Raw genomic sequence first — 25,593 nt, 5'->3', positions numbered from 1 at the left:
CTTGAATTCTTCAGTGATACATTAAAAAATGTGTAGCAAGTTGCTACACTTTTCCTTAGACAAGCTCTTTACCAAAAATATCATTCAGCCTATCACGAATACTTTGTACAAATTCCGGATTATTTTTTAGTTTATGCTTCATATTACGTTTAAAGTCATTCAAGCTCATACCAACTTCAGCAAAATCCATTTGGAATAAAGTGTCATTAATAACAATATTTGCTTGAGAGTCAGTGAGACAACCAATTTTTTTAAACCACTTCTTGAACTGCGAATACTTTTCATCATTATTAAAAATGTACCAGGAACGTACATTCGTATCGAATTTTGCCCCCAATTCTTTTACTAATGCATTCTCTTCAAATGGAACATCAAGATAAATTTTTTCAATTACAGCAGTTTCATTTAGTGTTTTATCAGTAATACGCTGATGCAGTTTAAAATTCACCCCCACAATTGGGCGCCCTTTTTTTATGGTTTCATACTCTAGTTGTAGATCTGTATTTTCGTTAATTTCTGCAACTATTTTATCTAATACATAGCGTCTAAAATCTACCCAGCGATCATATTTAGTTTCATTAATATCAATCAGAGCTTTCAAGTTTTCTAAAAGCATTGGGACTTCATAACTCTTTTGGCTTGCGTACTTGAATTCATTTTTAATGAAATACGTATAAAGACTCATACTAGCAACAGAATCCAAGGCAAACAGATGTTTCAATTGATAGGTGGTGAAATTCCCCCCAGCCAACTGCGTGAAATACGGTAACACCTCACTGGTAAAACGAATCTGAATGGCATTTTTAGAATCATCTTCCCATCTTAACTCACGGATAATAGGAACGACAGAATGTACTTTTTTAGTCTTTCTCTTACCATCATCAGTAGGTTCCTCAATAATAAAATGAGCCACCCTAGATGAAAGTTCTTTATAAATCCGGTCTATTGCAACATTAATCGAATTGCGTTTATTCAATCCTAGTAAATCTGCCAAATCATCCTTATACAGATAAATATAGGTTTGTTCTGTGATTTCACCATTTACCCTATTTTTCTCACTATAATTTGCAACAGCCATTGCATATAGGAGCGCCTTATATTCATTGGCTGATAACTCAATTGGGCGAATTAAGCGGTTACTAGTGCTAACAACGCCATTATGACGAATATTGCCTATACAGTAAGGAATATGATTCAATTCTTCTTGCAATGATTCTGATTCTGTCATAACCGTGATATTTATATATTTAATTCTATTTTTATATACAAAAGTGGAAAAACTTTCAAGACTTTCACCACAAGAATCTAAGAGTGGAAGGCTTGTCATCAGAAATATGCATTTTTGACGATTTATTGTCCTTAAAGTGGAATGAAATATATTATTTCCACCATATAGTGACAGACCTTCCACCTTTAGCTCTAAACTAACAGTTCAAAATACCCATTTTCACTTATTTCTTCCAAATTTAGGTATGCTATGTCAGATAGAAACCTAGATGTGACAAGGCTTCCACCTTTCATTAGATTTGAAAGGTATAAATGAATAGATAATCATCAGGAAATATCCAATAAAAAAAATTTATCCACAGGGTGCTAACACATAGTGACAAACCTTCCACCCTTAAAGATTGTTTAGCCAACTTTATCAACAAATTAAGTATTTATTTTTGCAAGAGTTTTTTAAAAAATATAACCTTTTTAAAAATAGTAGTGACAAACCTTCCACTCTTGTGACAAACTTTCCACTTTACGGTGACAGACCTCCCACCTTTGAGTGACAGACCTTCCACCTTTGAGTGACAGACCTTCCACCTTTGAGTGACAAACCTTCCACTTTACGGTGACAAGCCCTCCACTTTTAAACTTATAAGCATTTGTTTTATATAGCAAAAAAACAGTCTTAATTATTAATTAGCTAAATAAATAATTATACTAATTATTAATTAAGCTAGCTTATTTAAAAATTAGTTTTTTAAGTTGTTTTACACCTAAATAAATAAGATTTATAAATTTAAAAACTATAGTATGATGAGTGAAAGTTATTTATATTGTTAAACATTCAAATACGGAAGCATCTGACACGTATGTCTGCAAAAATTATTACGGTTGCTAACCACAAAGGTGGATGTGGCAAAACAACGACCGTTGTACATCTAGCCTCTGAACTTGCAAATCTTGGCAATAAAGTTTTAGTCATTGATTTAGATCCTCAAGCAAACGCAAGTTTACACATTGGGATCCAACATCCAAGCGAAATTGTTGTTACTTCAGCAGAATTACTCGTTGGTGATATTTCATTATTAGCTGATGCATTACAAGAAGAAACAAACTTTGAAAAAGTATCATTAATTTATGGCTCATTAAATTTAGGAAAAACTGAAGACCAGCTTAAAGAAGAAGCTCCTCGTCCTTCAGAAGAATTAAGCATCAAGCTAGAACTGTTAAAAGATCTTTACGACTTCATATTAATTGATTGCCCACCTAGTCTTAAACTATTAACCAGTAATGCCTTAGCATCATCAACACATGTCATTATCCCTATCGAATCTGGATCACAATATGGACTGTATGGGGTAACAGATCTTTTAAACCATCTTGAAAAGATAAAACGTATTAATCCAGATTTAGAGCTTTTAGGCGCTTTACTGATTAAACATGATGAACGTCAGAATGTTTGTAAATTGATTCGGGATGAAGCTTTAAAACAGGTTGGAAAAATTTTACAAACTACCATTCCTCAAAGTACTAAAGTTAATCAAGCAGCAATTCTGCAACAGCCACTTTTGAAAGTAGAAAAAAATTCAAAAGTACGTAAGGCTTTTGAAAGCCTTGCTTATGAAATTGTAGCGAAAGTTTAAACCTGAGAGTATTATGGCAAGCACTAAAGAGCTTTTAGCTCAAAAATTGAAACAAAATACAGAAAAACATCAGCAAGCACAGAAAGACAATATTAAAGAGCTAAAAGAATTTAGACGTAATGTTCCTATTGAGGATATCAGTCGCAGTCCCAACCAACCGCGTAAAGTATTTGAAGATTCTCAATTAAAAGAACTGGCGGATTCTATTAATGAAATCGGCCTTTTGCAGCCCATTACAGTGCGTAAACTTGATAATCTGAAATATGAACTGATTGCAGGCGAGCGACGCTTACGGGCGCATCAATTACTCGGCAAGTCGGTGATTGAAGCCATTATCATTGATGCTAATGATGAAGAAGCATCTTTGTTAACCCTAGCTGAAAATTTAAAGCGTCAAGATCTGACAGATTATGAAATTTTTATTGGTTTGAACTCACTTGATGAAAAGTTGAAGAAGAACAAGCAACGTTTAGCTAATTCATTGGGTTTAAATCGCGAAGATATGTACAAATATCTATCGTATGAAAAGCTGCCTAAAGCAATGTTGAATGACCTGGATTTGGAGCCAGGTCTAGTCGGTCGTACTGCTGCAACAGCGTTCAAGAAATTTTTATCGGATCATATAGAGCAACTTTCGGAGGCGGAAACAGCTTTACTCGGTGCTTGGGAGAAATTAAAAGAAAAAAAACTGGAGCAAAGCAAAGTTACTTCTTATGCTGAAAAACTATTGAGTCAAGATCCAGAAAAAGTAACCACGACATCAGTGGTAAGAAAAATCGAATATGATGGTAAGGTTGCTGGAAATATCAAACTGAATCAAAAACAGCTCAATATCTCTCTTAAAATTTCAGAAATTGATGAAGCTAGTCTTTTACAACTAGAAGATTTTTTAAAACAGCTTATTCAGAAAAGTGAAAAAGTGTAGCAACTTGCTACACTTTTCAGTTTGCTCATAAAACTCTCACACTTACGTGAGAATTTTTTATAATTATCACATGCGAAAAATTATACCACCCAAACTGAAATTGATATGGTTACGCTAGAAGAGTTTATTCCTAAAAATTATCTTATACGTAAAATAGACAAAGCGATTGATCTCAATATCATTCATGAACGTGTCGCGCATCTATATTGTCCCGATAAGGAGACTGTTGAACGAATTTTGCCGTTGCAAAATAATTACAGGGTCTCTGTTATGCAAGTAACGCAGCAATGTTTACTGTCAGTTACAGCACAAAACTTGAAGAAAATCGCCTTGCACTTATCGAAGTTAATTTTTATTGTATTTTTTAGCCATCAATACGCTTAAAAATAAATCACTATGAATAAGCGATAGAAGTTTAGAAAATACCCCCACTTTAACGATCGCTAAAGTGGGGTTTGTGATTAGTCTGAAAAGTGTAGCAACTTGCTACACTTTTTTAATACTTAAATTGTACGACAAGAAATGACGTATCAATACTTACACACGAGCGTATTATTGGGTACTATTGGTTTAACTAAAACTAGATAACCTATTCATTGCAGGACAATTCCATGGCACGTACTCCAAAGCAAACCAAACAAGAACCCATTGAGGTCATTCTTTGGAAAGCTGCAGACAAACTTCGTAAGAACATTGATGCTGCTGAGTACAAGCATGTAGTCCTTGGTTTGATCTTCCTCAAGTACATCTCTGACTCATTTGAAGCTCACTACAACCTATTGGTTGAAGGTGAGGGAGAGTTTGCAGGAGCTGATCCTGAAGATCGTGATGAATACACTGCATACAACGTCTTCTTCGTTCCTGAGATCGCACGTTGGTCATACCTGTTAAACCAAGCAAAGCAAGTCACCATTGGTAAGATTGTAGACGATGCAATGGAAGCCATTGAGAATGAGAACCCTCAGCTCAAAGGTGTACTACCTAAAGTCTATGCACGTCAAAATCTCGATCCTACGAGCCTAGGTGAGCTGATAGACCTCATTGGTAACATTGCCCTAGGTGATGCAAAAGATCGCTCTGCCGACGTTTTAGGACACGTATTCGAGTACTTCCTAGGTGAGTTCGCTTTAGCTGAAGGTAAGCAAGGTGGGCAGTTCTACACGCCTAAATCCATCGTGAGCTTATTGGTTGAAATGCTAGAGCCATACAAAGGACGTGTATTCGATCCTTGCTGTGGTTCAGGTGGTATGTTCGTACAGTCTGAGAAATTCGTAGAATCGCATCAGGGTTTAGTGGACGACATCTCCATCTATGGTCAAGAAAGTAACCAGACAACTTGGCGTTTGGCCAAGATGAACTTAGCCATTCGTGGCATTAACTCAGAGCATGTGAAATGGAACTCTGAGGGTTCATTCCTGAATGATGCACACAAAGACCTGAAAGCGGATTACATCATTGCTAATCCACCATTCAACGTCTCTGATTGGAGCGGTGAGCAGTTAGTGGGTGATGCTCGTTGGTCTCTAGGTACACCACCTGCAGGCAATGCGAACTTCGCATGGATGCAACACTTCTTGTATCACATGAGTCCTAAAGGTCAGGCAGGCGTTGTGCTTGCTAAAGGTGCATTAACCTCTAAGACCAGTGGTGAAGGTGAGATTCGTAAAGCCTTGGTTTCAGAAGCCAATGTCATCGACTGTATTGTGAACCTACCTGCCAAGCTGTTCCTGAACACACAGATTCCTGCTGCTTTATGGTTTATGCGTCGTGACCGTGTTAACTCAAGCCAATACCAAGATCGTAGCAATGAGATTCTGTTCATTGATGCTCGTAACCTAGGTCATCTGATTAACCGCAGAACCAAAGTCTTGTCTGATGAAGATATTAAGCTCATCACAGACACTTACCACAATTGGCGTAACAAGGGTGGTGAGTATGAGGATGTTGCAGGCTTCTGTGCATCTGTACCACTTGAGAAAGTCGCTGAGCTTGATTATGTACTGACGCCAGGTCGTTATGTTGGTTTAGCTGATGATGAAGATGAGTTCGACTTCAAGGTACGCTTTACAAGCTTAAAGGCAGAGTTTGAAGCACAGCTTGCTGAGGAAGCCAAGCTAAACCAAGCCATTGCTGAGAACTTAGCAAAGGTGGTTGTATGAGTGAGTGGCAGGTTGGGCGATTAGATAGCTTCTTTACCCTAAAACGTGGTTATGACTTACCAAAGCAATCTCGTGTTTCTGGTAGTGTTCCCATCATTGCTTCTTCAGGTTTTGCTGATTTTCATAATGAAGCCAAAGTAAATGAATCAGGTGTTGTGACGGGCCGATATGGAACCATTGGTTCAGTTTTTTTCAGTGATGTACCATTTTGGCCATTAAACACATCTCTTTATGTAAACGACTTTAAGGGGAATGACAAAAAGTTCATCTACTACTTTTTGCAAACATTGGATTGGGAAAAATTTAGTGACAAAAGTGCGGTGCCTGGAGTTAACCGTAATGATGTTCATCAAGAAGAGATATGCTTTCCGTCTCTCCCTGAACAAAAAGCCATAGCCTCAATCCTTTCATCATTAGATGACAAGATCGACTTACTGCACTGTCAGAACAAGACTTTGGAAGCCATGGCTGAAACACTGTTTCGTCAATGGTTTATTGAGGAAGCGAAAGAGGATTGGGATGATTTACTAGTAAGTGATATAGCTACTCATATCAAAGACAATGTGAACCCATCAAAAGATCCTCTTAAGACATACTATCATTTTAGTTTGCCTGCTTTTGATTCAGGAGAAAAGCCTACTATTGAATTGGGTGCGGAAATTCTGAGTAATAAGTACAGAGTATGTGAGAACTCAATTTTAGTCTCAAAGCTGAATCCAAGAGTGCCTCGTATATGGTTATTAACTGATGTCAAAGATAATTATGTATGTTCAACAGAGTTTCAGAATTTGAAGCCTAAAGTAGGATCTCATTTAATGTTCTTGTATAGCTTATTCAATTCAAGAGATGTTATTGATGAATTAGCAATGAGTGCTTCGGGAACCAGTGGCAGTCATCAAAGGGTTAAGCCAGAAGATATGTTAAATATCTCTTTTAAGACTCCAAGTTTAGACTACCTTGAAGAGTATTCGCTGTTGATTACTCCTTCGATGCAAAAGGTTTCATCTAACAAGAAGCAAATCCAAACACTTGAACAACTACGAGATACCTTGCTTCCTAAGCTGATGAGCGGCGAAGTCAGAGTCCAATACCAAACAGAAGAAGTTGCATAACATTTGAGGTGAAGTCATTTGATGGCTTCACCTTTTTTACATTCAGGGGGCTGAATTGAATAAAAAAATTATAGGGGCAATCATTGCCTTAGTCGTAGTGATCTGTGGCTACTTGTATGCTTCGCCATACATTGCCATCAATAACATCAAGAATGCTGCACAAGTAGGTGATAGCGAAAAGGTGTCCAAGTACATCGACTATCCAAGTGTGCGTCAGAGCTTCAAAGATCAAATGAATGCCATGATGATGAAAGAGATGGCAACCCATAAAGATGATGGTTTCGCAGCACTAGGTGCCATGCTTGCATCTACCATGGTAGACAAGATGATTGATGGTTTTGTCACACCTGAAGGGATGACCATGATGATGCAAGGCAAAGACCTTAAAGATGCAGCACATTCATCACAGGGAGCATCAACAACAGAAACCAAAGAAGAAGATCAAGCAGAGTACAAAACTCGCTATACCTCATTCAGTGACTTTGAGGTTGTGATCCAACATCCAAATGATTCCAAAGCCGTCACTGTCAAAATGGTTCGTGATGGTTTGAGTTGGAAAGTGAATAAGATCGCTGTGCCGATGGATTAAGTAAAAGAGAACAAAGAGGAAAAACAGAATGATAAAGCGCATGATTCAAATGGGATTTGGCTTGATTGCTGTAGTTAGCTTTGCTGCAACCGTTCAAGCAGCACCGGCTAAATTCAATCATAGCGGCATACAAAAAGGTAAAGTCATAGAAACCTGTTATCACTCTCCTTGTTCAGTCGCCAAGTTTGTCTCTTACAAACAACTGAATAAGACAGCGACTGAATCCAAGATTCAAGTCACCTTGCTGGGCGGTAGTCGTGAGTGGGAAGCCAAGAAAATTGACTGGAATAGATCGCCACATAAAGTCACTGTGAATTGCTCATACCAACGACCAACAGTTCAGATTGGTTCACAAAAGACTCTGATTCCACTCAATGATGGTTTAGGTGTTCCTGGAGTACTGATGGTAGATGCTGAACTCTATCTATATGTTTGCCATAAGTTTGAGGGCGCTATTGAGAATGCTGTGCAGAAGTATGGCTATAACGTGCAGGACGATGAATAAGGTTTCTTAGCTTTACATCATATAAAAAATTAATGAGTCCAGGTTATATGGATAAGTTTAGGGGGAAATAATCAAGTGACTAAGATGACCGAATCAGACATTGAGCTGATGGCGATAGAGCAACTAGAGGGATTGGGCTATACCTATGTGTATGGACCTGAGATTGAATCGAAGGGCACTAACCCTCTACGAAGCTATAAGCAGGTCATCTTGGAAGACAAAGTGCTTGATGCATTACAACGCTTAAATCCTCATTTAAGCCAAGACAAATGTACTGAAGCACTAAAGCAAGTCACCAATATTCAATCCCCTGATCTACTCAGTAATAACCAAGCATTCCACCGACTGCTCACTGAGGGCATTAACATTGAGGTGAGCAAAGAGGGTAACACTCAAGGTGAGTATGCTTGGTTGATTGACTTTGAGAATCCAACCAATAACGAATTCCTTGTCGTCAATCAAGTAACCATCAAAGAAGATCGCTGGACAAGACGACCAGACATTATCTTGTATGTGAATGGCTTACCCTTGGTGGTCATTGAACTCAAGAATGCAACAGACGAGAATGCCACTGTAGAAGGCGCATACAAGCAAATACAGACCTATCAAAGCCAAATCCCTAGCTTGTTTACCTACAATGCTTTCAACGTCATCTCTGATGGTTTAGAGGCGAAAGCAGGTACTGTCTCAGCAGACTACAGTCGCTACATGGCGTGGAAGACAAACAATGGTCAAACCAAAGCCAAGAAGACACAAGCACAGCTAGAAGTCCTGATTCATGGTTTACTGAATCCAGTCACACTACTCGACATGATTCGACACTTCATTGTCTATGAATCAACGAAGCACGAGGATACCAATGGCTTAATCACCATTAAGACCATCAAGAAGATGGCTGCATATCATCAGTACTATGCAGTGAATGCAGCAGTCCTCTCGACTATTCGTGCGTCTGCAGTGAACTCGGACTCGAAATCAGCAGAAGTTGCCATGCAACATCAAGGTAGAAGTAAGCTCGAATTGGTACAGCAACAAGCAGTCGGTGACAAGAAAGCCGGTGTGGTATGGCATACCCAAGGCTCAGGTAAGTCTTTGTCTATGGTTTTCTACACAGGCAAGATTGTCTTGGCTTTGGATAATCCAACAGTCGTTGTGATCACAGATCGTAATGATCTAGATGATCAGCTCTTTGGTACATTCGCTGCATCAAGCCAACTCCTTAGACAAACACCACGACAAGCAGACAGCCGAGAAGAACTCAAAGAGTTACTCAAGGTGGGTTCAGGTGGCGTGATCTTCACCACCATCCAAAAGTTCCAACCGGATGATGGCACTAGCGTCTACGAGCAACTGTCAGACCGAACCAACATTGTCGTGATTGCAGATGAAGCACATCGTTCTCAGTATGGCTTTAATGCCAAGGAAGTCGATGTCAAAGATGAAGATGGCAAGGTTGTCGGTAAACGTACTGTCTATGGTTTTGCCAAGTACATGCGTGATGCACTTCCTAATGCTACTTACCTTGGTTTCACAGGAACACCAATTGAGAAGACGGATGTAAACACACCTGCAGTCTTCGGGAACTATGTAGATATCTATGACATCTCGCAAGCAGTGGAGGATGGTGCAACTGTTCGTATCTTCTATGAAAGCCGCCTAGCTAAGATTGCCATCAGTGAGGAAGGCAAAGAGCTGATTGAAGACTTTGATGACCAGTTTACTGAAGATGACTTAAACCAAACTCAAAAAGAACGTGCGAAGTGGGCAAGAGTCGAAGGTTTGATCGGCAGTAAAGAACGTATCAAAGCCATTGCAAAGGACATCGTAGAACACTTTGAGCAGCGTCTTAAAGCCAATGCAAACCAAGGCAAAGGCATGATCGTCAGCATGTCTCGCAGGATCGCTGTAGACCTTTACAACGAGATTGTAAAGATCAAACCAGAGTGGCACAGTGATGATCTGAATGATGGTGTAATCAAAGTTGTGATGACTGCCTCAGCTTCAGATGGTGAGGTGATTGCTAAACATCACACTACCAAGCAACAGCGCCAACGCTTAGCAGATCGTATGAAAGACAATGATGATAAGCTCAAACTCGTTATTGTTCGTGATATGTGGCTGACTGGTTTCGATGCCCCAAGTATGCACACCCTTTACATCGACAAACCAATGAAAGGTCACAACCTCATGCAAGCGATTGCACGAGTCAACCGTGTCTACAAAGACAAGGCTGGTGGCTTGGTTGTGGACTATCTTGGTATCGCATCTGACTTGAAAGAAGCCTTATCGTTTTACTCAGAAGCAGGTGGTAAAGGTGATCCTGCATTGGTGCAGGATGAAGCTGCAACGATCCTGCAAGAAAAGCTAGAAGTGCTTGATGGCATTTTGCATGGCTTCAACTACCAAGAGTACTTCACTGCAGATACTTCTCGTAAGCTCAACATCATTTTAGAAGCGGAAGAGCATATCCTTGGTGTAGATCAAGGAGAAGGGAAGACTCGCTTCCTGACAGCAGTCACAGCGATGTCACAGGCATTCGCATTAGCTGTACCTCATCCACATGCTATGGAAGCTGCACCAGTGGTGGCATTCTTCCAAGCAGTCAAAGCACGTCTTGCTAAGTTTAGTGATGGTACAGGCAAGATTTCTGGCTTAAGTAATGCTGAGCTTGAAGCCAAGGTAAAGCAAACCATTGACCAAGCTCTAGTCACAGAGCAAGTGGTAGATATCTTCGATGCTGCAGGGATTCAGAAACCAGATATCTCGATTCTCTCTGATGAGTTTATGCAGGAGATGAAAGACTATAAGCATAAGAACATTGCGCTTGAAACACTTAAGAAGTTACTTGGTGATGAGATTAAGGTACGAGAGCAACGCAGTGTCACCCAAGGTAAGAAGCTCATGGATATGTTGATTTCAGCAATTAAGGGTTATCAGAACAAGGTACTTACTGCAGCAGAAGTCATTGATGAACTGATCAAGTTAGCTAAGACAATTCAGGAGTCAGACAAACTGGCTGAAGAACTCAACCTGACTGAATACGAATATGCGTTCTACTCAGCAGTAGCAGACAATGACAGTGCTCGAGAATTGATGCAGAAAGACATATTGAGAGAACTTGCAGTCGTACTCACTGATTCTATTCGTAAGAATGTGACTTTGGATTGGACGATCAAGGAAGCTGCTAGAGCAAAGTTAAGAGTCATCGTGAAGAGATTGCTGAAGAAGTATGGCTATCCACCTGATATGGCTTTATTGGCTACAGAAACTGTATTGGAACAGGCTGAGCAGTTGGCTGAAGAGCTTTCCAGTTCAAAAGAATAGGGTACAGATAGTGTTCAAAAAGACCGCTATATTAACCATAACCAAGGGGGCATTTTTACACTGCTGCTAACAAGGACAACCCTTCACTTATACTAGCTCAAAACTGATCTGACAGTTCCCCGTTTTTTATTGTGCCTGTCAGGTTAAATTTGGGCTAAATTCTTATCAGCCCAAATTCGTTTTCCATTAAGTAAAGTTTCAAATGGGCTTCCTGTTTGACATCTTTTGGGAATAGTTTCGGATATTTTGTTGTTCTAACTTTTCATGATGCTGTTGAATTTAGTCCAGATCTCATAAAACATTGTATAACTGAAACGCTGGAAAACCTATTTAGCAAATTTGGGGTGTAGTTTCCACTTGAAATAATTCAATTAAAAATAAATGTATGTATTTTATTTATTTTTTGATATATTTCAGTTTAACCTAAAAACGACTAGTGATAGTTATAAAAAGTTGCGCTTAGAAGAATCTTTATTATTTTCAGAGGTTTACTTATGAAAAAGTTAGTAATCTTATTATCAATGTCGACGGTTTTTTTATCAGCTTGTGGTAATAAACATGACAAAATGGTTGGCTACTGGCAATTAGAAAATGTGCAAGGAAAGCGCATTATGCAAATTTTTAAAGAGGGTAAAGATAGTTATATTCTTAAAGAAAATGTGGTTGCTCGTAGTAATGTGGTGAATGGTAAAGAGGGAAGTTCTCTCGTATTGGAAAAAAAAGATGATACTTTAGCGGTTAATAATGGTTTAGCTGCTATGCCCTTACATTTATCTGATGATGGTCAAACATTACGTATTTCTAAAAATCAGTACAAAAAAGTAGATGAAAATTTTGTCAATAAAACAATAGAAAATATTAAAGTGTGTCATGAAATTGAAACAGAATATCGGACTAAAGTTAAAGAACTACCTATTTTTACTCGTGACCCTGCAATTCAAGAGCAACGTAAAACGTTGGCTGAGTCAACTACTAAAAAAATGCAAGCCATTGAAGATTGTAAATTTGGTATCTACTGATAATTACACTATTTAATGAGGGTGTAAATAATTCTGTGTAAATGTGGTTTTAAAAATACTTGGTTACACGTTCATCAAACATGATACTAAAACGATTCATGGCAGCTTTCCAATTCTGAATGGGCATCGTCCATTTTTTGCTTGCTGCCATAATCGCTAAATATACCACTTTTTTCACAGATTCATCGGTTGGGAAGATTTTTCTTTTCTTGGTGGCATGGCGAATGACACTGTTCAAGGATTCAATTGCATTGGTGGTATAAATCGCCTTGCGAATGTCCATTGGATAGGCAAAGAACGTGTTGAGATTCGACCAGTTGGCAAGCCATGATTTACTGATTTGAGGATATTTATCGTCTCACTTTTGACCAAATTCATCCAGGGATGACATACAATCGATACAGCGCATCATTATTATTGAAAATGGTGCCATGATGAATAGGGTATTTGATTGGTATATGCAGTTGCCTCTTGAGTGGCAGTCGAGCCTGTTTGTCTATCGTGGGCATGGGGCCAACATTAAAACAGTAGTTAAATTATTAGAACAAGTATCGGATAACTGCTTGTTGGCATTTTATGGTGATCTTGATCCGTATGGGATTAATATTGCCTCTCATTTTTATAAAATACGTCCTTTAGCCCTGATTGTGCCTAGTATCTGGCAGGAGATCACAGTCACTCATATCGACAACAATGTGAATAAATTCTTGAAGCAGATCGTTCAGACTAGGGATATTGCATTTGATCAAGCTGAACCTTTGATTTTAAGAGAGCTATTTCATCATGTTGATCCTAGCCAAAATAATGGACAGTACTTCCCTCTAAAGATAACGTAACGTTAACTTTGGAGATCCAAGAAATGGCCAAACGTTTTAATCCCAAATTTAAACAGCAAGCAATTGATTATGCACTTTCAAACTCACACGAGCCTACAGCTGCAATCGCCCAGAAATTAGGTGTGGGTTATTCAACTTTAGACAAATGGATTCGTGAAGCCAATCCAGTGGGTTCAAGCAAACGTCAACTTTCACCAGAACAACAGCGGATATTGGAATTAGAGAAAGAAGTCAAACAGCTTAGGGAAGTCAATGACATCTTAAAAAAAGCGCATGTGTACTTTCTGACAGATCATGCCAAGAAAAGTACACGGTAATTCAAGATCTGGATGTGAATGAAGTCACTGTATCTTCTGTCTGTAAATGCCTGGGTGTCAGCACTTCAGGCTATTATGCCTGGCGAAAGCGCCAGACCAATCTAGCGCAGAAATATAATGATTTAAAAGCCGTATATTGGCAGCATCATGCACGATTGGGTGCACCTTCATTGGTACATGACATGCATGATTTAGGTTACAGCATGAGCGAACGAACCGTTGGAAGAATGCTTAAAAAGCTTGGTTTACGTAGCAGGATTGCACGTAAATACAAGCATACGACTGATTCAAACCATCGTTTGCCTACAGCACCTAACTTGTTAGATCGTCAATTTACGGTCAATGAACCCAATAAGATCTGGACAACAGATATTACCTATATCCGTACTAAGCAAGGTTGGCTGTATTTATGTGTGATGCTGGATCTATTCAGCCGTCGTATTGTCGGTTGGCAAACCAGCTATCGAATAGACCGTCAATTGGTATGTGATGCGTTTCATTATGCAATGGCTCGTCAGGGGTATCCAATGGGTGTCATGGTACATTCGGACCAAGGCTCACAGTACTGTAGTCGTGATTTTAGGGCGCTATTATTGACGAATAACTGCGTTCAAAGTATGTCACGCAGGGGAAACTGCTGGGATAATGCAGTGACCGAAAGCTTCTTTCATACATTGAAAGTTCATGTGGTCCATGGCAGTGTATTTGCCACTCGAAAAGAAGCGAATGCTGTCTTGTTTGACTATATTGAGATTTATTACAATCGAATCAGAAGACATTCTGCAAACGGCTGTTTAAGCCCAGAAGCCTTTGAACAGAAATATTTCAAGAATTTAGAGGGATTTGTTGTCCACGATACTGTCTAGGATCAAAAACTAGATCACCTACCTGTATATCTTCGATTTTTTTCCAAATTCTCCGTGGTAAATTTAGATCCCTCTGTACACGCACTAGAGTACCCGCAATAAACACCCAGTAAGTGCTGGTATTTCTTTCAATTTATCACCCATAAAAAATGTCCCCTATTATTTGTTAATGATAATGTATGACTGTTAATTTTTTATCGTTCAAATTCTATTCTATTTAACATAATCAATGTTATACGAAATACAGATGTTAGAACCCATTTAAAGTGTCTGTATTCTCACCAATAAAAATGTCTAGTTTATGATGATTTAACCATCATGGACTGGATATGAAATATAGATGCTGATCACTATGTCTGACAAAGAAATTCAACGTCTTGCGGTTCTGCAAGACGTTCGAGATCATCGTATTACCCAAGTCCGTGCTGCTGAAATCCTGAATCTTTCCCCCGTCAAATTACCCGGTTATTGCAGAAGCTCAATCAAGATGGTGTTTCAGGTCTGGCTCATGCCAGTCGTGGTCAACCTGGCCATCGTCGCCATGATGACTTGTTAAAAGCAAAGTGCCTTTCCATTATTTCTGAACATCTGCTGGGCTTTGGGCCCACCTTGGCGCATGAGAAGCTCAGCAGCATGTTTGAGCTGAATATTCCTGTGGAAACAGTTCGTCGCTGGATGACTGCCAATGAGCTCTGGATTCCGCGATCCAAGCGTCTGAAACGTCCATATCAGCCTAGATATAACCGTGATTGCTTCGGTGAACTGATCCAGATTGATGGCTCCTATCATGACTGGTTTGAAGGACGATCCGCCAAATGCTGTTTGCTGGTTTATATCGATGACGCCACTGGAAAGCTGTTGCATCTGCGCTTTTGTGAGGCTGAAACGACCTTCGACTATATGCTTTCCACGAGAGCCTACATTAAGCAATATGGCAAGCCTTTGGCCTTTTATAGCGATAAACACTCAGTATTCCGAGTGAATCAGAAATCGAGCCAAGACAGCAAGATCACGCAATTTGGGCGGATTCTGAATGAGTTAAACATCGATATTATTTTTGCCAACTCACCACAGGCCAAAGGACGTGTGGAACGTGCTAACAGGACACTTCAGGATCGTCTGATCAAAGAGATGCGTCTGGAAGGCATCAGTTCGATTGCTGAAGCCAATGCTTGGCTACCCTGCTTCATTGAGCAGTTCAATCAGAAGTTCGCCAAGTGTGCGCGTAACTCAAAGAATTTACATCGACCATTAACCGAATCTGATCTTGAACTGGATGATATTTTTACCTGGCAGGAACCACGTAAGGTCACCAAGAATCTAACCCTGACGTATGACAAATGTATTTATATGCTTGAACCGACTGAATTGAACCAGAAATTAGTTGGACAATACATTTCATTTCTGGAGTACCCGGATGGCACTGTTGCGATCATGTATGAAGGACGGAAGATCAACTACAGTATCTTCAATAAACTGACTGGACTGCAGCAGAATGAAGTGGTTGAGAATAAACGGTTAGGCGCAGTTCTGGCCCATATCCAACAACAGCATGAAGAGTTGGAAAAACAGAATAAACGTTCCCGTGCCAAGAAAAGTATGCCGAGTCGTAAAGCTCAGAAAGCTAGCAATGAACAAAGAAATTTAAATCCTGTTCTTGACTCTTGCAGTTAAAAACAGGACATTTTAAATGGTTTATCGCATAGACATTTTAATTGGTGAATAACAACAGCTTTTTAAATTGTGTTATAATTCAGTATGCTAACACCTAGTTTACAGCCCACTCACCCTCGAGTGGGCTTTTTTTATGATTTTTCACGTTCCACGCCTATTCTTTAATCAATGTTCCACGGTTTTATTTAATGTTGCTGAACAATCAATGGATACCAGTAAAGCCCTTTAGGTCTTCTGTTGCTTCAAATATAAAGTCTCTACGATCAAGGATTAGACAATCTTTATTGTGTCGTCTGACTGATCTTGTGGCTTTGCTAATATCATGGCAATCCCAAGATTTGGGATAATACTTTATTAAAGAACGGACAATCTTGTTTTTATATTCTGAGTTTTCTATAATCTTAATTATGTTACATAATCAAGATTGATAATAAAAATGACGCAAAATAAGCATGGTGGTGCACGCAAAGGTTCTGGCCGTCCTTTTGTCTATAACGAACCGACCAAGGTCATTCGGGTGCCAGAGTCTCGTGTATTGGAAATCAAGAAATACCTGAAAAAAAATGACACTCCAAAGTTTAACGATATTTCCTCTATTACATTGCTTGAGACAAAAACACATTATGAGATTCCTGTTGCTTTGCAAAAAGTTGCTGCAGGCTTCCCTTCCCCTGCTCAGGACTATATCGATAAGACCCTTGATCTAAACGAGTTTCTTATTCAAAACCAACAGGCAACCTTTATCGTTGAAGTGGAATCCTTATCCATGCGTGATGCAGGGATTGATCTGAATGACAAGCTAATCGTTGACCGTAGTATTGAAGCCAAGCATGGGGATATTGTTCTGGCATTGATAGACAATGATTTTACGATTAAACGTTTAATGATTGAGGGTAATCAATGCTGGTTGCAGGCGGCTAATCCTGATTTTGCTGATATCTATTTGAAAGATAATCAAACCATGCTGATTTGGGGTGTGGTTACCAGTGTGATCAAGAAGTTCAGATGAGCAGTTACGAGCGGATTTATGCCCTGATTGATATTAACAACTGTTATGTCAGTTGTGAGCGGGTATTTAATCCCAGTCTAAACAACAAACCTGTCATTGTTCTCAGCAATAACGATGGCTGTGCTGTGGCAAGAAGTAATGAAGCCAAAGCGCTGGGCATCAAAATGGGCGTTCCTCTCTTTCAAATACAAGATATTGTTCAGCAACATCAGGTCGTGGTGTTATCCAGTAACTATGCTTTATATGCTGAAATGTCCAAGCGTTTTCATTCAATTTTGGCTAGTTTTGTTGCGCCACCTGAACAGGAAATCTATTCAATTGATGAGTGTTTTTTAGACCTGACCAGTTATGCACAAAATTTTGACTTAACTCAGTATGCGCATCACATGAAACAACGATTGTTGGATTGGATTGGCTTGCCCGTCTCGATTGGTATCGGGCGTAGTAAAACTGAAGCCAAAATGGCCAACCATCTTGCCAAAAAAAGACAGGGTTTCAAGGGTGTGTGTAACTTACTCAATATGGATTTCCTAGATCAGGAAATGCTTTATTCAGACATTGAGGTCGGTGAAGTTTGGGGCGTTGGTCGTAAGTTAGTTAAAAAACTAAATGCCATGGGAATCTATTCGGTACTGGATTTAGTGATGCAAGATTCTCATCGCATGGCGAGCCTTTTTTCTGTGGTAATGCAAAGAACAGTATTGGAGCTGCAAGGTGTTTCTTGTATGCAGTTAGATGATGCCCCTCCCCCCAAACAGCAAATCATAGCAAGTCGTTCATTTGGTGAAAAAGTTACCGAGCAAGATGATCTCAAAGAGGCTATGGGCAAGTATGTACAGGATGCGGTCATACGTTTACGAGCAGACGCTTCCTTATGTGGATGTGTCATTGCTTTTGTGCAATCGAATCCTTTTGATTCAAAGGTTCCCTATTACAGTAAATCGTTGGCTTTTGAGTTTCCTGAACCGACGGATTGTGTTTTGGATCTGATTAAAACAGCTATGCAACTGCTGGAACACATTTATAAATCTGACGTGAAATATAAAAAGTGTGGTGTAATTCTGACGGATTTAATTGCTAAGCAGCGCTTTACTCCTGACCTGCTGACGGACCACAGCCAGCGTGAAAGTAATGAAAGCCTCATGCAGACTTTAGAAGCGGTACAGGCGAGATATGGGAAAACTAAATTAGCTGTTGGCAGCTGCTACTTGCCACAACGAAAGTGGTCCATGAATCGTACCCATTTGACCCAAAACTATTTCAGCTGGCAGGGATTATTAAAGATCAGCCATTAAATTAATTAGCCTCACCTATTTGGTTTAAGTCAGCTTAATGAAGAACTCGACACATAAGCCGACACAGGCTTGATCCTCAGTCAACCATTTAACAACGTAAGTATGTTGTTTGGGATCCATGTAACACCTCTCGAGGAAAAGGTGGTTAGTAATAAAACTCTGCTCAAGCAAATTTATTGGGTTAACTGTCAGTTTTCACCATCTCATGTCCTTTATTTCTAGAACATTCTAGACTTTTCTCGACCTAGAATTTTTATTCTTTAAAGGTGTCATTCAACGCCTGTTGCACAGCATCAATACGTAATTTGCAGGCTTTATAGGCAGTCATGGACTCTTCAACGATCGCCATAAGGTTATCAATATCCGGTTCTTCCTGAGATTCAAGAAATTCGGCATTTTTCTTGAGAATTTCATAACCTTTCTTGAAACTTAGTTCTTCATTGTTCATGTGCGTTTACCTGTGTCACGGTGGCATCAATGGTGCCATCCTTAAGTTCAATCTGTAATTGCTGGTCAGTAATCTGCTGTATGGAACGGATGGCTTTGCCTTGGCTACGGACAATTGCATAGCCCTTGGCCATCACATTACGTGGATTCTGTAGCAAGGTTTCCCTCATCAATGACTCTACCTGCTGTGAAGCTAGTTTAATCTGTTGTTGAGCAAGATACTTAGTATCACTCTTCAGCATATCAACTCTACGTTGGGCTTCATTGATCTGGTTCTGTGTCAGAGTTTTGATAGTTTTCAGATACTGATCACTCTGGCTCTGGTAGGTGATCAACTGGTGCTGTGACAGTAGCTTGATGGTCTGCAAAGCAGTACTAACTTCATTGACTCGCTCCACAATCAGGTTACGGATCCCTGCGATCACTTTACTCGGAGTATCAAAGGAACGGTGTGCAATTTCATCCAAAATAGTGTGGTCTTTCTCGTGGCCAATACCGACCCAGATAGGCACAGTTCTTTTACACAGCAGTGCGGCCAGATCATAATCATTCAGGTAAGCTAGGTCATTCACGGCTCCACCACCACGGATAATCACAATAAGGTCTGGTGCTATCAAGTAATCTTGAGCCCACTGTCTTAAGGCACGGCCCAAAACCTGAATGATGCTGGCAGAAGCAGTATTACCCTGAAAAGTTGCTGAATGATAAACGAAATGGCAGACACCAGCCTGAGCCAGGGCATCCGCATCTTTTTTAAAGTCACCTAACCCTGCAGCATTTTCCGGTGCAATGACCAAGACATTCTGAATATCAAAGGGTACCGGCAACTGTTTATTGTTATTGAGCAGGCCTTCCTCAGTCAGTCGCAGCAGAATCTGCTGATAGCGTTTGGCGATGTCTCCTAGAGTAAAGCTAGAGTCGATATCTTCGATATTGACCGAGAAGCCATATTGCGGATCAAATCTAGCTTTGACCTTGATCAGTACATTCAGGTCTTTCGACAGTTCAATACCACTTTCTCGTTCAAACTTTAGAACTATTTTTTGTGCCGTAAATTTCCAAATGGTGCCTTTACAACTAGCGATCACCTTATGGCTTTCTTCATCTTTCTCAGCCAACTCAAGATAATAGTGACCGCCTTTAATACTTAAATTACGGATCTCAGCCTTGACCCACACTGCCCCATCAAAAGTCAGATGGATGACTTCCTGTACAGTGGCAAGGTATTCACTAAGGCTGAGTTGTTGACGTTCTGACATGATGTAAAGGATAGCTAAAATATAAGGAGGTGAGATTTAACCTAATATTGATCAATTCTACTGCAAATCAGATGAGTTTATTGCAATTTTGAGAAATGTATAAGTTCTTCTTAGACACCTAGAGTGATCATTGAGATTTTTAGTTTAATTATACTTTTATATTAAAATAGATATATAATCAATAAAATCATTATATTTTACTATTTTAATAAAATTATGAAGCAATACTGTACACTGCAAATCTACCAAGACTATGAATGGCATGACTGTGCTTTGGTTGAGGTTACGGATGATCAAAATGCTGGATGGCAGGCAGCTACACGTACATCATATTTGTTCGAATATGCTATTTCATATATGGATCTAAGAGATGGTCATGCGCTTGCTTATGACTTACCAGTGAACGTTCAAAATAGATTGGAATCAACTTGGCCAGCATTTCTTATGGATCTATTACCTCAAGGATACGGCCGCAAAGAATTACTAATACAGCTTGATTTTTCTGAGAATGTTCAGGAACAAGCGGACTGGGCGCTTTTAAAAGCAGGCGCAGGAAATCCAATTGGGAATCTGCGAGTCAAAGAGGCTCATGAGTGGTTACAAAGTCATTTCCCAAAGCTGCAGAATCAGGGATTTAGCCTAAGCCAAATTATTGAACGTAAAGAGAAGTTTATTGAATCGCTCGCATCTTATGGACTTTTTATTGCTGGTTCATCTGGTATTCAGGGTGAGTGGCCAAAATTGTTGTTAACACAAGGTTATGATGATCTTTTCTATCTAGATCATACTCTTCCAGATGATCAAGTTAAGCAGCATTGGTTGGTTAAATTTAGCCGCGGCAGTGATCAAAATTTGAATAAAATCCTGATGAACGAAGCTTTGTATATGAAAGTCGCTCAGTACTTGCAACTACGTGTACACCGGGATCTTGAGCTACATGGCAAGACTTTGTTTATTCCAAGATTTGATCGCAAAGTAATTAATGGCAAAGTTGAAAGAATTGCTCAGGAAAGCCTTGCATCTCTAGGTGGGAAGGCGGGCTTTGGGGTTAGAATGACCCATAATCAAATATGTACCCTGCTTATGGAGGCTTGTACCGAACCAAAGCAGGAAGTATTTGAGTATTTGAAGCGTGATCTCGCAAATGTTGCCTTAGGCAATAAAGATAACCATACTCGCAATACAGCAATCCAACGCTTCAATAATGGTAAAATTCAGCTCACACCATTATTTGATTTTGCGCCAATGTGGTTACATCCTGATGGTATTGCACGTACTACTCGTTGGGAAAGAGATGATCATGGTGGTATGCCACTTTTGAGTTCTGTGATTGAGCAGATAGCTGAAAGCACTTCGATTGGTCCACAAGAAATTAAAACTTTATTAATTGAACAGTTACCAATTTATCGGGGATTGTTAGAAAAGATGCAGGCTCTTCAAGTAGCGGATGAAATTCTGGAAAATAGCCAATATCGAATAATCAATATTTGCCAGCAGTTGGAGGAGATCAGCCATGGATAAACGTTTTAAACCATTGACCCCTATTCAACAAATGGAAAAAAGACTATCTGTGCTTGAAACCATCAATAATCATCCAGACTGGTCTTTTTATCAAGTTGCTCGATTTATTCGAACAGAGCTACATTTAACACTGAATGATATGGCTAAAATTACTAAGATTGCGCCACAGACACTGCAAAAAATGGAGCAACCAGGGAGCAATCCTACTTTGAAATCCATGCAGAAATTACTCGATACTTTCGGTTTACAATTACAAATAAAAGTTAAATGATTTTTAATTCTGAGCCATCGGTTTTTCTAAAATCTTATCCGTTTAAGGATACAAAGAGGAAATAAACAGGCTCTAGGTTGTTTTATGATTATTTTTAGACAAACGACTCCAAAACCTTATGTAGCAAGGGTTTTGTCTCTACAGTAATTAATTTGTTTTTGAAAAAATGGAGTAGAGTGTTTGAAATATGAATAATCGAATTCGGTTTCTGTAAGCACAGTAATTTCATCTGCATGTGCTTTATATTCATCTATATTTTCGAGTAATTCATCCTCTGAGAATGGGAGTTTTTTTTGATTTTCAGTGTCGTTCATAGAGTCATATCCTGAGAAGTTATTTAGATCATCATAAACCAGACATTTTTAATGGTGAGAATACAGACACTTTAAATGGTTTCTAACACAAAAAAGGGAGCTTATAGCTCACTGCTGTCCCATAGTTTGATTTAAATAAAAAAACCTGAGTCTGAATCGTTAAAATATAAGTGCGAACCAACACTTTAACGACCAAGGACTCAGGTTTTGTCATATCAGAATACCGTATTTCATCAATTGATTAAACCCATACTCCGACAAGATTTTGAACGTCTTGTTCAAATACATCATGTCGGTCAGAAATTTAGAGCCGCTTCAAGATGGGATCAGTTCATTGCCATACTGATGTCTCAACTTTCCTGCAGACAAAGTCTGCGGGATATTCAATCTAATCTAGAGTGTCAACAAGAAAAGCTGAATGCTCTCGGAGCAAAGTCTATCACCCTCGCAGTACACTGGCTCGAATCAATCAGGAACAGCCTGCAGCCTTGTATGAACAGCTATTTTACACCTTACTTAAATCTTATGAACACTCAAAAGTAGCTCATAAATTCCGCTTTAAGAATCCCTTATATTCCCTGGATGCCAGCCATATTGATCTGTCATTTTCCTTATGTGAATGGGCCAAAGTGCATGAATCCAAAGCCAGCATGAAACTTAGCGTTGGCTTAAATTACAGCAATACCATTCCTGAATTTGTGGCGCTTGGGGATGGCATTGAAAATGATATGGTACAAGGCAGAGCATTCAAATTTCCTGCTGGCAGTATTGTCGTATTTGACAAAGGATATATTGATTATCAATGGTTTGCCCAATTGACTCATCAAAAGGTCAGTTTTGTCACCCGATTGCGCCCAAAGACAGTTTATCAAGTGAAATCTAGCCGCAGCGTATTAGCATCTAAAGGTATTATTGCGGATGAATGGATTGAATTAAGTAGTGCTTATGCAAAGAAAAGAGGTGCTCCCAAATTATTAAGACGTATAGAATTTTATGATACCGATAAGAACAGGACGTTTGAGTTTCTGAGTAATAACTTTCATCTGGCAGCATTAACGATTGCTGCAATTTATAAAGACCGTTGGAAAGTGGAGCTGTTCTTTAAAGCACTTAAACAGAATTTAAAATTAAAGTCATTTCTAGGCCGAAGCCGTAATGCCATACAAACTCAAATTTGGATCGCGTTAATCGCCTATTTGCTGGTGAGTTTCGCTCAACATCTGGGGAAAGAAGGCTGGACAGTGCAGCGCTTACTCAGAATCATTCAAGTGAATTTGTTTGAAAGAAAAACGTTAAAAGCTTTATTCTCACCCGATAAAATCCCCATTAAACAAGAGGAAGCTTATTTAAGCTTCCTCTTGTGAAAAATTGTGGGACAGCAGTGGCTTATAGCTACCTTTTTTATCGTTACACATTAAATCCTATATGTTTTCCTGTTGGAAGCTCCACATCAATACGGAGCTTACCACCCATTGCCTCAACATACTTTTTCATGGTTGAAATCTTTAAATCATTACCACGATTTTCAATTGCTGAAAGTGATGGCTGTTTTATTCCCAAAGTTTCAGCAAGTTCTTTTTGGGAAATCTCTAACTCTTCTCGAATAAGATGGAGCTGAGTCTCTAACAGTAGCTCATCAGCCATTTTTTTAATACGTGCTTGGCTCTCTGGAGAGCGACTAACCAATAATTCCTGTAAGGTTTTAGCCATTAGATTGTTCTCCTAGGGTTGAGAGATGAAGTTCGTATTGCTGTTCTGCAATGTCCAGCATCTCTTTTATAGAAACGCTTTTTACCGCCTTTATCACCGATGCAAAGCACAATGGCCTGTCGTAATGGATCAAATGCAAAAAAGGCTCTAAGTGGTTTACCTCTATGCTGAACGCGTAGCTCTTTCATATTGGTAAATTTAGAGTCATACACGGTATCCACTAAAGGGCGACCTAAGCTAGGTCCCTGCTGCTGTAGAACGACCAAAGCTGCGAGGACTTTCTCTTGTGTTGATTCATCTTGCTGCTCAAGCCACTCATTAAACAGATCTGTTGTGATGACTGTCCACATATCACAACCAAAATATAGATTATAGTCTATATTTTATAGTGAACTTAGTCAGTTTTCAAATGGTAATAAAAAACCCCGACATCCTGTCGGGGTTTTTCGTGTTTGGTTGCAAGGTATAACTTCTGTCGTACCTAACCATCCTTGTGCTGATCTTTCTTATTCTTGTTGTTTGGAGCTTCCTGCTTTCCTTGACTACATCATAAGAAATAAAGCTTTGATCAGCTAGAAGCAGATTCCTTAAATTACTGTACGTCAAAGCGTACAAAAATGGCTTAAAAATAGCCCCAGAGTTATCCCCATAAATTGTGGATTTTTTTCAGGTTGAAAGCCTTATAGATTGTAGGTGATTTTCTGTTTTGAGTGTTTTTTGAGCAAAAATGTTGGCAAAAAATATCAAAACCGCTCATAAAAAAGCCGACTTGTTTCAAAATCGGCTTTTTGTGCATTTTTAGATTTTTCTGGTTTTATTAAGTATCTGATATTTATATTAATATACAAGTGTATTGCGTATAACCACCATTATGTTAAATAGAATCAAAAAACCTCCAATAAAATCGTTATAGTATTATTATTTATTGAGTAGATAAGAGAATTAAATTAGTGAAATATTCAAATGAAAAAATAGTAAAAGCTCTCTTACTTTCTCCTTTACCACTACTTTTTTTCACAGCAGTCCTGTTTATCGTAATGAATCAGGAATACAGCCTATACTCGATTTTAGTGGTTCTTGTAGGGCACGGTCTTGTCTACTTGGCTTATTGTATTTTGACTGTACCTTTCAGCTTCATATTCTCAATTCTTTTAAATCGTTATAACAGTCTTAATTTATTAACTATCTGTATTGCCTCTATAATTATTGCTACTCCATTTTTTATTCTTTTTGGATGGAGTCACACAGGAGAAATTTCGAAAGAGTGGTGGAAGATGTATACAGATACATGGACTATCTTTATGGCTCTATTTCCTGGCTTATGTTATTGGCTATTTCTGATTAACCTAAAAGATAAGAAATCAAAGAATATTGAATAAACCATTGCATAGAGATTCTTAAATTTCCCTAAAATTAACATAATACACGTTATACGAATTCCCAAGGCATGGCTTCCAGTCATGCTTTTTTTATCAAAAGACTATACCTGAATGATAGCGAGCCAAATCGCATACAATATCTATCATTAGACTTAATGCAATAATTAAATGATAGTATTATCATTAATCTAATAGAATTAAGAT

Annotated in this window: 21 protein-coding genes and 4 pseudogenes; 18 read left to right on the top strand and 7 right to left on the bottom strand. The window is 39.0% G+C overall.

Annotated features, from left to right (window positions below):
- Nucleotides 1–55 precede the first annotated feature (55 nt).
- Entirely contained in the window at nt 56–1,228 is a 1,173-nt protein-coding gene (locus tag FTV43_RS09260; protein WP_094069347.1) for a replication initiation protein, read from the bottom strand.
- An 856-nt stretch (nt 1,229–2,084) separates the two neighbouring features.
- Between FTV43_RS09260 and FTV43_RS09255 the strand changes: the two genes are divergently transcribed.
- The 9 genes from FTV43_RS09255 (at nt 2,085) to FTV43_RS09215 (ending at nt 12,491) form a co-directional block, all read left to right on the top strand.
- Complete coding sequence (locus FTV43_RS09255; RefSeq protein WP_094069344.1) at nt 2,085–2,858, top strand: ParA family protein; 774 nt, start codon at nt 2,085–2,087, stop codon at nt 2,856–2,858.
- 13 nt (nt 2,859–2,871) lie between these two features.
- Nucleotides 2,872–3,783 carry a ParB/RepB/Spo0J family partition protein gene (locus FTV43_RS09250; RefSeq protein ID WP_070153141.1) on the top strand — a complete coding sequence of 304 codons (912 nt, stop codon included), beginning with the start codon at nt 2,872–2,874 and terminating at the stop codon, nt 3,781–3,783.
- Nucleotides 3,784–3,888: 105 nt separating this feature from the next.
- On the top strand, nt 3,889–4,167 hold the full coding sequence (locus FTV43_RS09245; protein ID WP_070153138.1) for a hypothetical protein: 279 nt from the start codon (nt 3,889–3,891) through the stop codon (nt 4,165–4,167).
- A gap of 227 nt (nt 4,168–4,394) precedes the next feature.
- Nucleotides 4,395–5,942 carry a class I SAM-dependent DNA methyltransferase gene (locus tag FTV43_RS09240; RefSeq protein WP_154320136.1) on the top strand — a complete coding sequence of 516 codons (1,548 nt, stop codon included), beginning with the start codon at nt 4,395–4,397 and terminating at the stop codon, nt 5,940–5,942.
- The gene (locus tag FTV43_RS09235) at nt 5,939–7,054 is read left to right on the top strand and encodes a restriction endonuclease subunit S (protein WP_104915058.1); all 1,116 of its coding nucleotides are present in this window, start codon (nt 5,939–5,941) and stop codon (nt 7,052–7,054) included. Before FTV43_RS09240 ends, FTV43_RS09235 begins: the two co-directional genes overlap by 4 nt.
- Before the next feature lie 55 nt (nt 7,055–7,109).
- Complete coding sequence (locus FTV43_RS09230; protein WP_167846516.1) at nt 7,110–7,643, top strand: DUF2939 domain-containing protein; 534 nt, start codon at nt 7,110–7,112, stop codon at nt 7,641–7,643.
- A gap of 28 nt (nt 7,644–7,671) precedes the next feature.
- Complete coding sequence (locus tag FTV43_RS09225) at nt 7,672–8,148, top strand: hypothetical protein (RefSeq protein WP_070153126.1); 477 nt, start codon at nt 7,672–7,674, stop codon at nt 8,146–8,148.
- Between the two features lie 75 nt (nt 8,149–8,223).
- The gene (locus FTV43_RS09220) at nt 8,224–11,472 is read left to right on the top strand and encodes a type I restriction endonuclease subunit R (RefSeq protein WP_167846494.1); all 3,249 of its coding nucleotides are present in this window, start codon (nt 8,224–8,226) and stop codon (nt 11,470–11,472) included.
- A gap of 494 nt (nt 11,473–11,966) precedes the next feature.
- A complete protein-coding gene (locus tag FTV43_RS09215) occupies nt 11,967–12,491 on the top strand; it encodes a hypothetical protein (protein ID WP_154320138.1) in 525 nt (174 codons plus the stop codon).
- A gap of 49 nt (nt 12,492–12,540) precedes the next feature.
- On the opposite strand, the pseudogene FTV43_RS09210 reads toward FTV43_RS09215, so the two are convergent.
- Nucleotides 12,541–12,876: pseudogene (locus FTV43_RS09210) on the bottom strand (transposase); the annotation flags it as partial.
- A 46-nt stretch (nt 12,877–12,922) separates the two neighbouring features.
- Between FTV43_RS09210 and FTV43_RS09205 the strand changes: the two are divergent.
- From FTV43_RS09205 to FTV43_RS09185, 5 genes and pseudogenes are all read left to right on the top strand, one after another.
- A complete protein-coding gene (locus tag FTV43_RS09205) occupies nt 12,923–13,327 on the top strand; it encodes a hypothetical protein (RefSeq protein WP_154320139.1) in 405 nt (134 codons plus the stop codon).
- Between the two features lie 23 nt (nt 13,328–13,350).
- Nucleotides 13,351–14,510, top strand: a protein-coding gene (locus FTV43_RS09200; RefSeq protein WP_154320140.1) for an IS3 family transposase whose coding sequence is annotated in 2 segments (ribosomal slippage) — nt 13,351–13,585 and nt 13,585–14,510 — 1,161 coding nt in all. Because the reading frame shifts where the segments join, the coding sequence is not laid out codon by codon here.
- A gap of 340 nt (nt 14,511–14,850) precedes the next feature.
- Nucleotides 14,851–16,184: pseudogene (locus tag FTV43_RS09195) on the top strand (ISNCY family transposase).
- Between the two features lie 436 nt (nt 16,185–16,620).
- Nucleotides 16,621–17,193, top strand: coding sequence for a LexA family transcriptional regulator (locus FTV43_RS09190; protein ID WP_000193118.1), 573 nt, complete (start codon nt 16,621–16,623; stop codon nt 17,191–17,193).
- The gene (locus tag FTV43_RS09185; protein ID WP_000100479.1) at nt 17,190–18,488 is read left to right on the top strand and encodes a Y-family DNA polymerase; all 1,299 of its coding nucleotides are present in this window, start codon (nt 17,190–17,192) and stop codon (nt 18,486–18,488) included. The genes FTV43_RS09190 and FTV43_RS09185 overlap by 4 nt, the downstream gene beginning before the upstream one ends.
- Before the next feature lie 253 nt (nt 18,489–18,741).
- Here FTV43_RS09185 and xseB read toward each other — a convergent pair whose 3' ends face one another.
- Complete coding sequence (xseB, locus tag FTV43_RS09180; protein ID WP_001058302.1) at nt 18,742–18,936, bottom strand: exodeoxyribonuclease VII small subunit; 195 nt, start codon at nt 18,934–18,936, stop codon at nt 18,742–18,744.
- Nucleotides 18,926–20,194 carry an exodeoxyribonuclease VII large subunit gene (xseA, locus tag FTV43_RS09175; RefSeq protein ID WP_000004127.1) on the bottom strand — a complete coding sequence of 423 codons (1,269 nt, stop codon included), beginning with the start codon at nt 20,192–20,194 and terminating at the stop codon, nt 18,926–18,928. The genes xseB and xseA overlap by 11 nt, the downstream gene beginning before the upstream one ends.
- A 216-nt stretch (nt 20,195–20,410) precedes the next feature.
- On the opposite strand from xseA, the gene FTV43_RS09170 reads away from it, so the two are divergent.
- Together FTV43_RS09170 and FTV43_RS09165 are read left to right on the top strand one after the other, a co-directional pair.
- Nucleotides 20,411–21,715, top strand: coding sequence for a type II toxin-antitoxin system HipA family toxin (locus FTV43_RS09170; RefSeq protein WP_000816116.1), 1,305 nt, complete (start codon nt 20,411–20,413; stop codon nt 21,713–21,715).
- The gene (locus FTV43_RS09165; protein WP_000361155.1) at nt 21,708–21,986 is read left to right on the top strand and encodes a helix-turn-helix domain-containing protein; all 279 of its coding nucleotides are present in this window, start codon (nt 21,708–21,710) and stop codon (nt 21,984–21,986) included. The genes FTV43_RS09170 and FTV43_RS09165 overlap by 8 nt, the downstream gene beginning before the upstream one ends.
- A 116-nt stretch (nt 21,987–22,102) precedes the next feature.
- On the opposite strand, the gene FTV43_RS09160 is transcribed toward FTV43_RS09165, so the two are convergent.
- Nucleotides 22,103–22,300: a hypothetical protein gene (locus FTV43_RS09160; RefSeq protein ID WP_096902802.1), complete on the bottom strand. Its 198-nt coding sequence runs from the start codon at nt 22,298–22,300 to the stop codon at nt 22,103–22,105.
- A 207-nt stretch (nt 22,301–22,507) separates the two neighbouring features.
- Here FTV43_RS09160 and FTV43_RS09155 point away from each other — a divergent pair.
- Nucleotides 22,508–23,664: pseudogene (locus tag FTV43_RS09155) on the top strand (IS4 family transposase).
- Between the two features lie 43 nt (nt 23,665–23,707).
- Here FTV43_RS09155 and FTV43_RS09150 read toward each other — a convergent pair.
- Together FTV43_RS09150 and FTV43_RS09145 are read right to left on the bottom strand one after the other, a co-directional pair.
- Nucleotides 23,708–24,010 (bottom strand): helix-turn-helix domain-containing protein, encoded by a 303-nt coding sequence (locus tag FTV43_RS09150; RefSeq protein WP_096902794.1) that lies wholly within the window; start codon nt 24,008–24,010, stop codon nt 23,708–23,710.
- Nucleotides 24,003–24,360, bottom strand: a pseudogene (locus FTV43_RS09145) (type II toxin-antitoxin system RelE/ParE family toxin). The gene FTV43_RS09150 and the pseudogene FTV43_RS09145 overlap by 8 nt, the downstream one beginning before the upstream one ends.
- 600 nt (nt 24,361–24,960) lie before the next feature.
- Here FTV43_RS09145 and FTV43_RS09140 point away from each other — a divergent pair.
- Entirely contained in the window at nt 24,961–25,389 is a 429-nt protein-coding gene (locus FTV43_RS09140; RefSeq protein ID WP_000877730.1) for a hypothetical protein, read from the top strand.
- Nucleotides 25,390–25,593 lie beyond the last annotated feature (204 nt).

The organism is Acinetobacter sp. YH16053, assembly GCF_013417035.1.
GTDB lineage: Bacteria > Pseudomonadota > Gammaproteobacteria > Pseudomonadales > Moraxellaceae > Acinetobacter > Acinetobacter towneri.
Note: the sequence above shows the minus strand (reverse complement) of the source record. Positions and strands in the feature narration are given on the sequence as shown.